General features: G+C 38.7%; 14 protein-coding genes. 11 read left to right on the forward strand and 3 right to left on the reverse strand.

What is annotated here, in order from left to right:
- Positions 1-37: 37 nt before the first annotated feature.
- The 3 genes from AC3ANV_RS05700 to AC3ANV_RS05710 are packed head-to-tail and all read left to right on the forward strand — an operon-like array spanning position 38 to position 4,897.
- A complete protein-coding gene (locus tag AC3ANV_RS05700) occupies positions 38-1,069 on the forward strand; it encodes a GlgC family sugar phosphate nucleotidyltransferase (protein WP_488312678.1) in 1,032 nt (343 codons plus the stop codon).
- Positions 1,066-2,514 (forward strand): glycogen synthase GlgA, encoded by a 1,449-nt coding sequence (gene glgA / locus AC3ANV_RS05705; RefSeq protein WP_488312679.1) that lies wholly within the window; start codon positions 1,066-1,068, stop codon positions 2,512-2,514. The genes AC3ANV_RS05700 and glgA overlap by 4 nt, the downstream gene beginning before the upstream one ends.
- Complete coding sequence (locus tag AC3ANV_RS05710) at positions 2,504-4,897, forward strand: glycogen/starch/alpha-glucan phosphorylase (RefSeq protein WP_488312680.1); 2,394 nt, start codon at positions 2,504-2,506, stop codon at positions 4,895-4,897. The genes glgA and AC3ANV_RS05710 overlap by 11 nt, the downstream gene beginning before the upstream one ends.
- Positions 4,898-4,979: 82 nt before the next feature.
- Here AC3ANV_RS05710 and AC3ANV_RS05715 read toward each other — a convergent pair whose 3' ends face one another.
- A complete protein-coding gene (locus tag AC3ANV_RS05715) occupies positions 4,980-5,909 on the reverse strand; it encodes a 1,4-dihydroxy-2-naphthoate polyprenyltransferase (protein ID WP_488312681.1) in 930 nt (309 codons plus the stop codon).
- Between the two features lie 350 nt (positions 5,910-6,259).
- Here AC3ANV_RS05715 and AC3ANV_RS05720 point away from each other — a divergent pair, with 350 nt between their 5' ends.
- From AC3ANV_RS05720 to menC, 6 genes are all read left to right on the forward strand, one after another.
- Positions 6,260-7,660, forward strand: coding sequence for an isochorismate synthase (locus AC3ANV_RS05720; protein ID WP_488312682.1), 1,401 nt, complete (start codon positions 6,260-6,262; stop codon positions 7,658-7,660).
- Position 7,661: 1 nt separating this feature from the next.
- Positions 7,662-9,419, forward strand: coding sequence for a 2-succinyl-5-enolpyruvyl-6-hydroxy-3-cyclohexene-1-carboxylic-acid synthase (gene menD / locus AC3ANV_RS05725; protein WP_488312683.1), 1,758 nt, complete (start codon positions 7,662-7,664; stop codon positions 9,417-9,419).
- Complete coding sequence (menH, locus tag AC3ANV_RS05730; protein WP_488312684.1) at positions 9,410-10,219, forward strand: 2-succinyl-6-hydroxy-2,4-cyclohexadiene-1-carboxylate synthase; 810 nt, start codon at positions 9,410-9,412, stop codon at positions 10,217-10,219. The genes menD and menH overlap by 10 nt, the downstream gene beginning before the upstream one ends.
- Positions 10,220-10,238: 19 nt before the next feature.
- Positions 10,239-11,057 (forward strand): 1,4-dihydroxy-2-naphthoyl-CoA synthase, encoded by an 819-nt coding sequence (gene menB, locus AC3ANV_RS05735; RefSeq protein WP_488312685.1) that lies wholly within the window; start codon positions 10,239-10,241, stop codon positions 11,055-11,057.
- A 69-nt stretch (positions 11,058-11,126) separates the two neighbouring features.
- Positions 11,127-12,623: an o-succinylbenzoate--CoA ligase gene (locus AC3ANV_RS05740; protein ID WP_488312686.1), complete on the forward strand. Its 1,497-nt coding sequence runs from the start codon at positions 11,127-11,129 to the stop codon at positions 12,621-12,623.
- The gene (gene menC / locus AC3ANV_RS05745) at positions 12,623-13,729 is read left to right on the forward strand and encodes an o-succinylbenzoate synthase (protein WP_488314145.1); all 1,107 of its coding nucleotides are present in this window, start codon (positions 12,623-12,625) and stop codon (positions 13,727-13,729) included. Before AC3ANV_RS05740 ends, menC begins: the two co-directional genes overlap by 1 nt.
- Before the next feature lie 246 nt (positions 13,730-13,975).
- Here menC and AC3ANV_RS05750 read toward each other — a convergent pair whose 3' ends face one another.
- Positions 13,976-14,134 carry a DUF1540 domain-containing protein gene (locus AC3ANV_RS05750; protein ID WP_488312687.1) on the reverse strand — a complete coding sequence of 53 codons (159 nt, stop codon included), beginning with the start codon at positions 14,132-14,134 and terminating at the stop codon, positions 13,976-13,978.
- A 198-nt stretch (positions 14,135-14,332) separates the two neighbouring features.
- On the opposite strand from AC3ANV_RS05750, the gene AC3ANV_RS05755 reads away from it, so the two are divergent.
- A complete protein-coding gene (locus AC3ANV_RS05755) occupies positions 14,333-14,902 on the forward strand; it encodes a beta-class carbonic anhydrase (protein WP_488312688.1) in 570 nt (189 codons plus the stop codon).
- Here AC3ANV_RS05755 and yidD read toward each other — a convergent pair.
- The gene (gene yidD / locus AC3ANV_RS05760; RefSeq protein WP_488312689.1) at positions 14,899-15,126 is read right to left on the reverse strand and encodes a membrane protein insertion efficiency factor YidD; all 228 of its coding nucleotides are present in this window, start codon (positions 15,124-15,126) and stop codon (positions 14,899-14,901) included. The two genes, AC3ANV_RS05755 and yidD, sit on opposite strands and share 4 nt — an antisense overlap.
- Before the next feature lie 132 nt (positions 15,127-15,258).
- Here yidD and AC3ANV_RS05765 point away from each other — a divergent pair, with 132 nt between their 5' ends.
- Positions 15,259-15,732, forward strand: coding sequence for an S-ribosylhomocysteine lyase (locus AC3ANV_RS05765; RefSeq protein WP_488312690.1), 474 nt, complete (start codon positions 15,259-15,261; stop codon positions 15,730-15,732).
- Positions 15,733-15,751: the final 19 nt, after the last annotated feature.

Below are 15,751 nucleotides of genomic sequence, written 5' to 3' on the forward strand. Positions count from 1 at the left end.
GTATTAGCTTTTCTATAAAAATTGGGAGGGAATAGGTTTGAAGAGAGAGCTATTAGGCGTAATTGACGCAACAACATATCATGATGATTTAGAGGACCTATTAACACACCGGTCTCTTGCAGCGTTGCCGTTTGCAGGACGTTACCGTCTTATTGATTTTGTTTTATCAAATATGGTGAATTCAGGGATTCGCAGTGTAGCCATATTTCCGAAAATGCAATATCGTTCCTTAATGGACCACCTTGGTTCAGGCAAAAATTGGGACTTGAATCGCAAGCGCGATGGCCTATTCTTTTTCCCTTCACCGATTGTTGATAACGATGGTAATCGAGTCGGATCCTTTGATCATTTTGCTGCTAATATCGACTTCTTTTACCGCAGCACACAAGAATATTCTATCATTGCTAATAGTTATACCGTATTTAATATGAATTTTAGTTCGTTGTTAGAGTGGCATACCGAATCAGGCTGTGATATCACGGAATTACATCATAAAGACGGTCATTCCATGGAAATGTATTTAGTTAAAACCTCTTTACTCGTTGAGCTGATTGAAACAAGAGATGTAACAGGCTATACATGCATGAAGGATGTTGTTAATGATCTCAATAGCCTTTATTCTATTTGCCACTACGATTATGCCGGATATTCAGTGATGATCGATTCTATCGAAAACTATTTTTCTACTAGTATGAATTTACTAAAATCAACTATATGGAAACAATTGTTTTTAAAGGAACAGCCGGTATATACGAAGGTGAAGGATGAACCGCCAACTAAGTATATGAAAGGGTCGTCCGTACAAAATGCGATGATTGCCAATGGCTGTGTAATTAATGGAACCGTTGAAAACAGCATTGTTTCACGCGGGGTAAAAATAGGTAAAGGAACGGTTATTAAGAACTGTATCATTATGCAGAAGTGTCAAATTGAAGATAATTGCTATCTGGATTCTGTTATTTTAGATAAAGATGTTAAAGTGGAAGCCGGCACACATTTAACCGGCACTGCCCATTCACCATTTGTAATTCGTAAAGGTACGAAGCAAGGAGCGTTGATGAATTCGTGAAAGTATTATTTGCAGTTTCTGAATGTGGTCCATTTGCAAAATCCGGGGGACTTGCTGATGTAGCAGGTTCTCTCCCAAAAGAGCTAAAAAGCCTTGGAACAGATGTTAGAGTGATTCTTCCAAAATACGGTACAATTTCCGAAGAATATAAAAAAGAAATGAAAAAGGTAAAAGAGTTTTCAGTTTCTGTCGGATGGAGAAACCAATATTGTGGAATAGAGGAACTAACATACCAAGGTGTTACCTTTTATTTTATTGATAATGAATACTATTTTAAACGGGATCGCCTTTATGGTTACTACGATGACGGCGAAAGATTTGCGTATTTTAATAGGGCCGTATTGGAAGCAATCGGACACCTTAATTTCTATCCGGATGTAATCCATTGCCATGATTGGCATACTGCGATGATTCCATATCTTTTAAGAATGGAATATGTAAAGCGAAATGGATATGGCTTAATCCGTACTGTTTTTACAATCCACAATCTTCAATTTCAAGGTGTTTTTCCAAAAGAAGTCTTGGGAGATTTGTTGGGAATGGATTTCCAATATTTCCATCCTGAGCATTTAGAGTTTTTTGGTGCTATTAATTTCATGAAAGGGGCTCTTGTCGCCGCAGATGAAATAACGACTGTAAGCCCTACCTATAAAGAGGAAATTCAAACAGCCGCATTTGGAGAAAAGCTGGAAGGCCTCCTGAAGACAAGAGAAGAGGATTTAATAGGAATATTAAACGGGATTGATGAAGATTTTTATAATCCTGCCAAAGACCCACTAATCTATCAAACCTTTACACCGACTGACTACCAGAAAAAGGCGATTAATAAAAAAGAGGTTCAAAAACTTTTTGGATTGCCACAAAAGTCAACCACACCGTTAATGGTGATGATTACAAGGCTTACAAAGCAAAAGGGTCTCGACCTTGTTAAATGTGTGCTTCATGAAATCTTACAAGAAGATATTCAGGTAATCATTCTTGGAACCGGTGATTACGAGTATGAAGAATTTTTGAAGCACGCTGCCTATTACAATCCGGAAAAATTAAAGGTTAATATTGGTTTCAACGAAAATCTTGCACATAAGCTCTATGCGGCGGCTGACTTGTTTTTAATGCCATCCCTTTTTGAACCTTGTGGACTTGGACAGTTAATTGCCATGAAATATGGCGCTGTTCCGATCGTTCGGGAGACTGGCGGATTAAATGATACAGTACAAGCTTGGAACGAGGTTACCGAGGAAGGAAACGGCTTCTCATTTCGAAATTTTAATGCCCATGATATGCTCTACACGATTAGAAGGGCCATTCATTTTTATCATAGTGATGTGTGGGGAGAAATTGTCCAGCGGGCTATGTTAATGGATAATAGTTGGGCACAGTCAGCATTTAGATATAACCAGCTTTATGCTGAGCTCATCTCAAGGAGTGAAACCCATGTTTTCTAATAAGGTAGAGTTCAAGGAGACTTTTTTAAAAAGGCTTGAGATGTTATGTGGTAAGAGTTTTTCGGAAAGTTCTGAGCGGGACCATTATCAGACGCTTGGTAACATGATCCGTGAATACGTGAGTAATGATTGGATAAAAACAAACGAGAGTTACTTAGCGGCAAAAGAGAAACAAGTTTATTACCTCTCCATTGAATATTTATTAGGAAAGCTCCTAAGGCAAAATTTAATCAATTTGGGGATTGAAGATACGGTACAGGCAGGTCTTCATGAACTTGGAATTGATTTAAGTGAGCTGGAGGAATTAGAAGCGGATGCAGGTCTGGGAAACGGCGGCTTAGGAAGATTGGCCGCCTGTTTTTTAGATTCACTTGCTTCTCTAAATTTCCCTGGTCATGGTCACGGAATCCGTTATAAGCATGGCCTATTCGAACAAAAAATCGTTGACGGCTATCAAGTAGAATTACCTGAACAATGGCTTAGGGGCGGTAATGTATGGGAGGTTCGGAAAGCGGATTTGGCCGTTAAAATCCCATTTTGGGGCAAGGTGGAAGCTAGGACGGAAAACGGGCGACTTGTTTTTCATCATTTAAATGCTGAAACGGTTACCGCAGTTCCTCACGACATGCCGGTTATTGGTTATGAGACGAAGACAGTCAATACCTTAAGGCTGTGGAATGCAGAGCCTTCGCAATTCCCGTTTCATACAGATATTCTAAAATATAAAAGAGAAACTGAATCTGTATCGGAATTTTTATATCCGGATGATACCCATGACGAAGGGAAAATCCTACGGCTAAAGCAACAATACTTTTTAGTTTCGGCGAGCCTTCAATCAATCATTAAAACCTATCGGAAGCAACATCCCAACTTGAATCTTTTCCATCACCATGTGTGCATTCATATTAATGATACGCATCCCGTTTTGGCCATTCCGGAATTAATGAGAATCTTAATTGATGAAGAAGGCTTCGAGTGGGAGCGTGCCTGGCATATTACAACTAATACAATTTCCTATACCAATCATACAACCTTAACAGAAGCTTTGGAAAAATGGCCAATTCGAATTTTTCAACCGCTTCTTCCAAGGATTTATATGATCGTTGAAGAAATTAATGAGCGTTTTTGCCGGCAGCTATGGGAACAGTCTCCGGGAGCATGGGAGAAAATAGGGCAGCTTGCCATTATCGCTGACGATTATGTAAAAATGGCTCACTTAGCAATTGTTGGAAGTTTTAGTGTAAATGGTGTGGCAAAGCTACATACAGAAATTCTTAAAACACGAGAAATGAATCAATTTTATCAAATTTTCCCAGAGAAGTTTAATAATAAAACCAATGGTATCGCGCACCGTCGTTGGCTTTTAAAAGCCAATCCAAAACTATCAGCCCTAATATCCGATGCAATCGGAACTTCCTGGACCACTTCACCAAATGATCTTACCCAATTATTGAAATACCAAGACGATCCATCATTTTTAGAACAATTGTTTAAGATAAAAAAGGAAAACAAACAAACACTTGCCGAAATCATTTACAGCAAAACTGGAACAGCTGTCAATACGGAAGCCATTTTTGATGTACAGGTGAAACGGCTGCATGCCTATAAAAGGCAGCTTCTAAATGTTTTACACATTATGTATCTTTATAATCGAATTAAAGAGGATTCAAGCTTTACTGTAGTCCCAAGAGTGTTTATTTTCGGGGCAAAAGCATCACCCGGTTATTACTATGCTAAAAAAATTATCAAATTAATAAATACAGTAGCTGATAAAGTAAACAATGACCCAATTATCGGGGATAAACTGAAAGTGATTTTCCTGGAAAATTATCGTGTTTCCCTTGCAGAAAAAGTATTCCCTGCATCTGATGTGAGTGAACAGATTTCCACTGCTAGTAAAGAAGCCTCGGGAACAGGTAACATGAAATTTATGATCAACGGCGCCCTTACCTTAGGAACTTTGGACGGTGCCAATATAGAGATTCAAGAATTAGTTGGAGATTCTAATATCTTTATTTATGGTCTTACAGCAGAGGAAGTTCTCCATTATTACCAGCATGGCGGTTACCAATCCATAGAGTACTACCATCATGATAGCCGTATCCGGCAAGCAGTGGATCAGCTGGTGAATGGATTTTTCCCTGGTGTTCATAACGAATTTGAACCTATTTTTGATTCATTACTTGAGGAAAATGACCAATACTTTGTCTTAAAGGACTTTGCCTCTTATGCTGACATCCATAAAACAGTTGGGGAAACTTTTATGGATCAACGAAAATGGCAAAAAATGAGCCTTATCAATATTGCAAATGCCGGATATTTTTCAAGCGACCGAACAATTAAAGAATATGCAGATGACATTTGGAGGATTAAGCCTCTATAAAAAGAAAAGCGAAATACACTCGCTAATCGATGTCTGGAGCTAGACAATAAAAAAACTTCTGCCAGTATCGGCAGAAGTTTTTTTATTGTAGATAATGTCCAATAAAGATTCCAATCGCAAGTAAAAATCCAAAAATCGTATTTGTTTGCGCTGTAGCCTTCATGGCCGGTGCCATTTGAATAGGCAGTGTATTTTCAATAAATCCTTTAGTTGCTTTAATGGCTTTTGGTGCACTCAGAATCACGATCGCAATCCAAATTGGCGCAACCCCGGTAATAATAAGAGCTAATACCCAAAGATAGGAAAAAGTGAACATACCTGCTAATAAATAAATGGCTCTTTTTTTGCCTAAAAGAATCGCAACAGTTTTGCGTCCATTTTCTTTATCACCATCAAGGTCACGAATATTATTCGAAAGCATAATCTCACCGACAAGGACCATAATTGGAACTGAAACAAGAATACTTGTGCTATCAACAGTTCCGGTTTGAATAAAGAATGAAATTAAAATAATCAGCATTCCCATAAAAAAACCTGCAAAAATTTCACCAAATGGTGTGTAGGCGATCGGAAATGGTCCGCCGGTATAAAAATAACCGACTGCCATGCAAAAAAGCCCTATTAAGGCAAGCCACCAACTGCTATTCGCACAAATATAAACGCCTAACAATAAAGCAATACCGTAAAAGCCAAACGCAAGGTTGATAACTGTTTTCGGCTTGATGCCATCTCGGACAATGGTACCGCCAATTCCTACAGAATGCTCCGTATCGAGCCCGCGTTTAAAATCGAAATATTCATTAAACATATTGGTTGCCGCTTGTATTAACAAACTGGCCAGAAGCATTGTAACAAAAAGACCAATGTGGATTTTTCCAAGTCTTAGGGCAAGTGCGGTACCCAGCAGTACAGGAACAAACGAAGCTGTTAATGTATGTGGCCGGGTCATTTGCCACCAAACCTGGAAACCACGGTTTGATTCAACAGCAGGCTGCTGTAAATTTGGCTGCATATCTTTCTCTCCCTTTATATATTTTTCTTATTTATAGTCAATAGAACTTATCATTCTAATGGAACTTTCCACACCTAAGTGTATGGAATCCTGCTAATGGTGTCAATGGCTTTTTCCTAGTTGAATTAGAAGATAATCCCTGATTGATTATTATTTATTGTTTAGAGGAAAAATGAAATAACACACAAAGGAGCCATTACAAGCTGATCCTGATATTTTAATATATAATAGGAATTAAAATGGATAGTTAGTGACAAGTTTTATTGACTTCTTTACAATGGGAGTAGTATCTTAAAATAAGCTTTAAATGAATGGATAACAGTCATTTTGGCTGTTTTGGAGGGATTTTTTTGGTTACCATTCAAGAAACGGAATTAAAGGAAAGGGGTCTTATGGCTGTTAATCGTGCTAAAGAACTTGGCCGGCCCATTTTAATTAGTGAAGTTCATAAAATGGACACGATTAACCCTTTATCTTTTTTTAATATTGGAAAAGAGCGCTATCTAGGTGAACGTTTTTTCTGGAAAGACCCGACTGACGAGTTTATGCTTATTGGACTTGGAATATCTAAACAAATTCAATCGGATCAGGTTACTGACCGCTTTTTTCATGTTGAAGAAGAATGGCAGAAATTTTTAAAGGATAGTCTTATCTTTAATCCATATGCTGAAAATGGTTTGGGACCTGTCATGTTTGGCGGATTCTCTTTTGACCCTAATAATATGAAAACGGATTTATGGTCCAAGTATTCTGATTCTTTGTTCCATACTCCCAAATATATGTTAAGTATCATTAAAGGTCATACTTACTTAACAACGAATATTGTCTGTACCCCCCATGATCATCAAGGATTATTTATTAAAGTAATGGAAGAGAGGAAACAGCTTTTTAATTCTCTTGATACCAATTATCAGGTGAAAGCAGTTAATCTTCTTGAAACAAAGGAAATTTCTCCTGAGAACTGGAGAAAGGCTGTTGATGATGTTGTACAGGATCTGAAGACAGGGCCATTAAAAAAAGTCGTCCTTGCACGGGAGCTCAGGTTAGTTTTTGATGCACCTATTGAAGCGGAAACAGCTCTTTTCAATTTGATTAAGCAGCAGCATGAAAGTTTTATATTTGTTTTTGAATCAAACGGCGACGCATTTTTAGGCGCATCCCCTGAAAGACTTGTGAAAAAACAAGGGAATAACGTTTTTTCCACATGCCTTGCAGGTTCGATTCCAAGAGGCAATACAGAAGAGGAAGACAAAATTTTAGGTGAACAATTATTAAATGATCAAAAAAATCTTATTGAGCATGGCTTTGTTGTAGAAATGATCAAGGAAGCATTAGAGGAATCCTGCTCCGAGGTTATTCTTCCGGATAAGCCGCAATTAATGAAAATTAGAGATATTCAACATCTTTATACACCTGTAATTGGTAAATGTCATAAAGATGCTTCCCTATTGTTATTAGTCGAAAGACTTCATCCAACACCTGCTCTTGGAGGACTGCCTAAAAAGGAAGCAGTAGAAAAAATTAGAGAAGTGGAAGAATTAGACCGAGGTTTTTATGCAGCCCCCTTAGGTTGGGTTGATTATCGCGGAAACGGAGAATTTGCTGTTTCAATTCGCTCAGGCCTCATCCAAGGGAATGAAGCATCCTTATTTGCAGGATGCGGAGTGGTAGCGGATTCTAATTCTGAAAGCGAATATTTAGAAACAGGTTTAAAATTTAGACCAATGCAAAGAGCTTTAGGGGGAAAATAACATGGAGCATCAAGAAGCATTAACAGCATATATCGCTGCCTTTGTAAGCGAACTCGTCCAAACGGGGATTACAGATGTTGTTGTCAGTCCGGGATCAAGGTCAACACCTATGGCGATGGTAATGGCTGAACATCCTGATTTACGTCTTCATATCCACGTGGATGAACGTTCAGCTGCTTTCTTTGCATTGGGAATAGCGAAGGCTTCGAAAAGACCTGTTGCCATTCTTTGTACTTCAGGTACAGCAGCCGCCAATTACTACCCTGCAATTGTCGAAGCGCATTATTCCCGGGTTCCATTGCTGGTGTTAACAGCGGACCGCCCCCATGAGCTTAGAGAAGTGGGAGCACCCCAGGCTATTGATCAAATTCATTTATATGGACATCATGTAAAATGGTTTGCTGAAATGGCTTTACCGGAGAAAAATAACGATATCATTCGCTATGCCCGGACAGTGTGCGCGCGTGCAGCGGCACTCGCCAGTCAAGCTCCTTCAGGTCCGGTCCATTTGAATTTTCCATTTCGTGAACCTCTCATACCTGTTTTGGATGATAACCTTTTTCAAACGGAAGAACGCCCGAACGGCTATGTAAAGGTACATAATGGAAGTTTAACAATAAAAAGTGATCAATTTAGGGACCTTGCTGCTAAGTTGAGTAAAAAGGAAAAAGGTATCATTGTTTGTGGAAATATTGAAACAGAAGGATTTGCAGATGCTGTAACCCTTTTAGCTTCTGCTTTAAATTTTCCAATTTTAGCTGATCCCTTATCACAGCTTAGAAGTGGTAAACACAATAGCGGAAATATTATTGAGGCCTACGATTCGTTTTTACGTAATGAAGACGCTAAATCATTTTTAAAACCTGATGTGGTTATCCGATTTGGAGCTATGCCTGTTTCAAAAGCGTTAATGATTTTCTTAAAAGAAAATCATGGCGCTGATCAGTATGTTATTGATGGCGGCGGGGGATGGCGTGATCCTGCAGCATTATCGACAGAAATGATTTTCTGCAATGAAACAAACTTCTGTGAATCTTTATTAACGTATATCAAACCTAAATCTCCTACGGGGTCTTTAGAGAAATGGAAAACTATTAATAAGCTAACAAAAGAACATATGATTATGATTAATGACACAACAGAATTGAGTGAAAGCCGCCTGTTCTATCAATTGGCTGATATGCTGCCGGAAGGAGCTACTCTTTTTGTAGGAAATAGTATGCCAATTCGAGATATAGATAGTTTCTTCCTCAATAATGATAAGTCAATTAATGTAATAGCTAATAGAGGAGCGAATGGCATTGATGGAACGGTCTCTACTGCTTTAGGAGCTGCTTTATACTCAAAGCCATTATATCTTGTCTTGGGAGATTTAACCTTTTTCCATGATTTAAATGGACTGATAGCGGCAAAGCTATACAATATTGATATTCATATCATTGTTGTTAATAATAATGGCGGCGGGATTTTTTCATTCCTTCCACAGGCAGAACATACAAATAAATTCGAACTTCTCTTTGGAACACCTTTAAATGTGGAATTTGAACATGCAGTAAGAATGTTCAATGGGAATTTTACGAAAATAAAGGATTGGGACCATTTTAGCTCGATTATGAAAGATTCACTGGAAACACCTGGGCTAAATGTTCTTGAAATTTCAACAAATAGAGACAGGAATACATCAGAACATCGTGAATTTTGGCATTCTGTTTCCCAGGAAATATCAAATTTTGTAAAAGGTGACCAAAAATGTATGTAGTAATCGACGGGATCCGCTATTATGTCGAAAAAAAAGGTGAAGGATTTCCCCTTCTTCTTCTTCATGGCTTCACTGGTGATTCTTCGACATGGACCCCTTTTTGCCCTAAATGGGGAGAGCATTCAACACTCATTTTCCCTGACATTATTGGACACGGGAAAACGGAATCGCTTGATAAAAGTAATCATTATCAAATTGAAACAGTTGCAGATGATCTGAAAAACATCCTTGATAAACTTGGCGTGCATCAAGTTGATGTACTGGGATATTCAATGGGAGGAAGACTTGCGCTGACCTTTGCGCTGCTTTTTCCCGAAAGAGTACGAAAGCTCATTTTAGAAAGTGCTTCTCCGGGATTAGTAACAGAGCAAGAAAGAGAAACAAGGCGTATGAAAGATAGAGAACTTGCAGAATTTATTCTAAAAGCCGGTATCAAGCCATTTGTTGATTATTGGGAAGCAATCCCGCTCTTTTCTACGATGAATCGTCTATCTGAATCCGTCAAGGAAGCCATTAGAAAGCAACGTTTGCGCAATTCTCCAACGGGCCTGGCAAATAGTCTTTTAGGTATGGGGACAGGCTCACAGCCTTCCTGGTGGGGAGTTTTAGGAAGAATAACAAATGAGGTACTGCTGTTAACTGGAGAAGAAGATGATAAATTTTGTGCTATAGCTCAAAAGATGCTTGCTGAATTTCAAAATGGTACTTGGATAGCCCTTAAAAACGGGGGACATGCATTACATGTGGAAGAACCAGAAAAGTTTGGTACAATAGTAAGTGAATTTTTATCAAATACATAACACAAGGAGGAATCTTGTTTTGACAGTAGAATGGGTTGCTGTACGAAAATATGAAGAAATACTATATGAAACTTATAACGGAATTGCAAAAATCACGATTAATCGCCCCCATGTACATAATGCATTTACACCAAAAACCGTTATGGAATTAATCGATGCAGTTGCATATGCACGTGATGATTCAAGTATTGGCGTTATTGTGTTAACAGGGGCAGGAGATAAGGCATTTTGCTCCGGCGGAGACCAAAGTGTACGCGGACATGGCGGATATGTTGGGGAGGACCAAATTCCTCGTTTAAATGTTCTCGACCTCCAACGTTTAATTCGTGTGACTCCAAAACCGGTGGTTGCAATGGTTAAGGGATATGCAATTGGCGGCGGCCATGTGCTCCATATTGTATGTGATTTAACAATTGCTGCTGATAACGCTATTTTTGGACAAACAGGACCGAAAGTTGGAAGCTTTGATGCCGGTTATGGTTCAGGTTATCTTGCCAGAATCGTCGGGCATAAGAAAGCACGCGAAATCTGGTATTTATGCCGCCAATATAATGCACAGGAAGCGCTTGATATGGGCTTAGTAAATACCGTTGTACCTTTGGCGCAAGTTGAAGAAGAAACCATTAAATGGTGTGAAGAAATGCTTGAGAAAAGCCCGACTGCTCTTCGTTTCTTGAAAGCTGCATTTAATGCTGATACAGACGGCTTGGCAGGAATTCAGCAATTTGCCGGTGATGCGACATTACTTTACTATACAACAGACGAAGCGAAGGAAGGCCGCGATGCATTTAAAGAAAAGCGCAAGCCTGACTTCGGCCAGTTCCCGCGTTTTCCTTGATAAGAGATTTTTTACAGCAGCTTGATGGAGGCCATCAAGCTGTTTTTATATAGTGAGGTGACTACATATATGCTAAACGAAAGTATGCCTAATTTTTTTAAAAAAAGAGCGTTTCTGACACCGGATCGGACAGCGATTTATTTTCATGACCAGACTTTAACCTTTAAAGAACTTTATAATCGGTCGTTCAAAGCTGCCGGCCAGCTTCAAGCATTAGGGATTAAAAAAGATGATTATATTGGTTTATTACTAAAAAACCATCTTGAAACAGTTATTATCTTATTTGCTCTACAATTATTAGGAGTAAGGGCAGTCATTTTGAATAACCGGTTAACAACAGCAGAATTGGCTTGGCAACTGAATGATTCAAAAGCAAAATTTCTAATCCTGGAGCCATCTTTTACCGAAGTGGAAATGGCATTAAAAGCCAGTGTAGCTTCCTTAAGTTGCGTTACAAAGGATCAATTGTTTTCTACCAAAGCAGAGGATCCAATCATTCAAGAGGAAGTCGATTTGTCTGACGTTTGTACAGTTATGTATACATCCGGTACAACAGGAAATCCAAAAGGAGTTATGCAAACATATGGAAATCATTGGTGGAGCTCTGTAGGTTCAGCATTAAATTTAGGATTTATCGAACGGGATTGCTGGCTATGTGCAGTACCAATTTTCCATATTAGCGGTTTTTCCATTTTAATGCGTGGTGTGATTTATGGTATGCCAATTGTTCTTCATGAAGGCTTCGATGTTGAGAAAGTATTATCTGATATTAAAAATAAGCATGTTACGATTATGTCAGTGGTTGGAACGATGCTTTCACGAATGATTAATACCATGAAAGATGCTCATCTTCCTGAACAGTTTCGCTGCATGTTGCTTGGGGGAGGACCTGCGCCTCTGCCATTATTACAATCCTGCCTTGAGAAGGAAATTCCTGTTTTTCAAACGTATGGTATGACAGAAACTGCCTCTCAAATTGTAACCCTTTCTCCGGAATACAGCTTAACGAAACTAGGTTCTGCAGGGAAACCGTTGTTTCCTGCACAAATTAAAATAGAACTCGAAGATGGGACAATTGCTCCATCCGGGGCTGCGGGGGAAATTGTAGTAAAGGGACCGAACGTCACCTCTGGTTATTTATATCGGCTTGAGGCAACAAAAGAAAAATTACGTAATGGATGGCTGTATACAGGTGATATTGGCTACCTCGATGATGAAGGCTTTTTGTACGTACTCGACCGACGATCGGATTTGATTATTTCTGGTGGAGAGAATATCTACCCGGCTGAAATCGAAAGTATATTGTTAAGCCATCCTGATGTTATGGATGCTGGCGTTACCGGTATTGAAAATGAACATTGGGGACAGGTCCCAATTGCTTTTGTTGTAAAAACAGACGGGTCAACTATCACAAATGACATGCTTATCGACTATTGTATGAATCAATTAGCCAAATACAAAGTGCCTAAAGCAGTATATTTTATTGACACACTCCCAAGAAATGCTGCAAAAAAATTATTGCGAAGAAAGCTGCGGGAATGGAAAAATGAAGGTAGGTTTGATTGATGAAAATATCATCGATTCAGCTCTATGTTATTAAGGCGCCATTGAAATCCCCATTCTTAACTCATTTAGGTACTGTAAATGACCGTGAGGGAATTATTATCGAAGTAAAGGATACAGACGGGATTTCAGGGTTTGGTGAGGGTGTTGCTTTTTCATCTCCTTGGTATACAGAAGAAACTGTTGAAACTTCTCTCCATATGTTAACTGATTTTTTAATTCCATTATTGCAAAAACACCCGATTGAACATCCCGAGGATGCTTCAGCATTGTTTAAATCAATCAGAAGAAATAACATGGCGAAAGCAGGTCTGGAGACAGCGCTATGGGACCTATATGCCAGGAAAAAATCGCTCCCGCTTTCGTCTATTATCGGCGGCACCCGTAAGCTGATTCCATCAGGTGTAGTAATTGCTACCGATTCAATAGTAAAGGCAATGGAGCAAATAGAAACCTATCTCGCTGCGGGATATCAGCGAATTAAAATAAAGATTAACCCGAACCTGGATTATTCTTTTATAGCTGAGATCCGCCGTTATTACCCTGACCTTGACATCATGGCCGATGCCAATTCTGCGTATACTTTATCAGATCTTAACCGGCTAAAGGCACTTGATGAATTTCATTTACAGATGATTGAGCAGCCGCTTGCACAAGACGATATCATTGAGCATGCTATCCTTCAAAAGGAAATCAATACCCCTATTTGTTTAGACGAAAGTATTGTGTCCTTTGAAGACGCTAGAAAAGCAATTGAATTAGGTAGCTGCAAGGTGATTAATATTAAAATAGGCAGGGTTGGCGGGCTCTCAGAAGCAAAGAAAATTCATGATTTTTGTTTCGCCAGGGATATACCGGTTTGGTGTGGTGGAATGATTGAATTTGGAGTTTCACGTGCCCATAATATTGCGCTTGCTTCTTTGCCGGGGTTTTCAATTCCGGGAGACATATCCGCATCTGATCGTTTTTGGGAGCAGGATATCATTACTCCTGAGGTGACGGTTGAAAATGGCTATGTAACTGTGCCGCAGAAACCCGGGATTGGATTTGAGATCAACCTAAAAAGGTTAAATGAGCTTTTGCTGGAGAAAAGAGTAATCAAATTTTAACTTATTTGTAAAGGCTATTTTCGCATAGATTGTTGTTTTTCGTATAAGTTTATCAACCCGTATAATTTGAAGCTTCGTGGCATCTTTTCGTAAGAGCATTTGCGAAAATTGCCTAGAGACTTAGTAAATGAACTTTATTAAGCTTCAAAAGCAACAAAGTTTACGAAAAGAGCCTTTGTAAAAAACACACGATATTTCTAAGAGAAATATCGTGTGTTTCGTTTGAGTAAACCGGTTAAACTTCTTTTAAAGGTCTGTTGGTTCAAAGGTTTTACAGTCGGTTTCTTTGCTTGTGTCAGCTGATTTCCCTGTATGACTGACAACATAGATTTGTTCTGCACTGCATTTATTCCCATTTGCCCAATAGTTACAATTATTGACCTCACATAATACATCTTGTGCCATTTGTATCACTCCTTTAGTTTCGTAATACAGAGATAGCTTTTGATGATTTTAGAAAAACAATACCTGTCAGGAAAAGGGAAAAATTTAGGGAAATGGATAGGAATTCACAAATATCATCGGGCTGCGAGTTAAAAAATTGGTTAATCCGGCAAATTTTCTGTATCCTAAATAATAAGTTAAAAGAAAGGCGGAGTTAAAATGAATAATACATTATTGAAGGAAATCCTTGATTACAATCAAAAATTCGTAGAAAATCGTGAATATGAAAAATATGAAACGACCAAATTCCCTAAAAAAAGAATGGTCATTCTCACTTGTATGGATACAAGATTATTAGAATTATTACCTAAAGCTATGAATGTCAGCAATGGTGATGTGAAATTGGTGAAAAACGCCGGTGCACTTGTTTCCCATCCTTTTGGTAGTATCATGAGGAGCATCCTGATTGCAGTTTACGAACTGCAAGCAGAAGAAGTTATGGTTGTCGCCCATTATGAATGTGGAATGAGTGGATTAAAAGCTGAGCCTGTTATCGAAAGTATGAAAGAACGGGGAATTAAACAAGAAACCATTGATACTCTTACTTATTCAGGCATAGACATTAATCAGTGGCTCCATGGATTTGATAATGTTACTGAAAGTGTGGAGCATAGTGTCAGCATCATCAAAAATCATCCATTAATGCCTGAAGGTGTACCTGTCCACGGTCTTGTAATAGATCCTAAAACCGGTAAGCTTGACCTTGTTGTCGACGGTTCTTTGGCTTAATGATTTCTTTTCTCCGGAACAGGGTCAATCCCTCCAGGATGAAAAGGGTGGCATTTCAAAATCCGTTTGATTGTCAGCCATCCGCCTTTTATGGCGCCAAATTGCTGTATCGCTTCCAATCCATAATGGGAGCATGTAGGATAAAAACGGCATGTCGGTGGTTTTAATGGCGATATAACTTTTTGATAGAAACGTATGAGTAAAATAAACGTGTTTTTTAACATTGGTTTCGCTCCTTTATAAAACAAAATACCATATATAATTATTTAAGTCTAAATTGCTATATATATGTAAGTAGATGAAAAAACTCGGAATTTAATGTATGATAAAGTGTAGATAATAAAAGGAGTGATAACATGCCTTCAGTTGAAAGCTTTGATTTAGACCATAATGCTGTTAAAGCCCCTTATGTCAGACATTGCGGTGTCCATAAGGTAGGAAGTGACGGTGTTGTTAATAAATATGATATCCGTTTCTGCCAGCCTAATAAGCAGGCAATGAAACCGGATGCAATTCATACTCTTGAGCATTTGCTAGCCTTTAATATTCGCAAGCATTCTGAAAAATATGACCACTTTGATATTATTGATATTTCTCCAATGGGCTGTCAAACAGGTTATTATCTTGTTGTCAGCGGTGAACCGACTGTTGAAGAAATCATTGATCTTTTAGAGGACACGATGAAAGACGCAGTTGAAATCATTGATATCCCTGCTGCTAATGAGAGACAGTGCGGTCAAGCAAAGCTCCACGATTTAGAAGGTGCAAAACGCTTAATGCGCTTCTGGCTTGAGCAAAGTAAAGAAGATTTAAAGACGGTATTTGCATAAGATAAGAGGATGACTCCAT

This window comes from Neobacillus sp. DFD-2R (assembly GCF_057747865.1).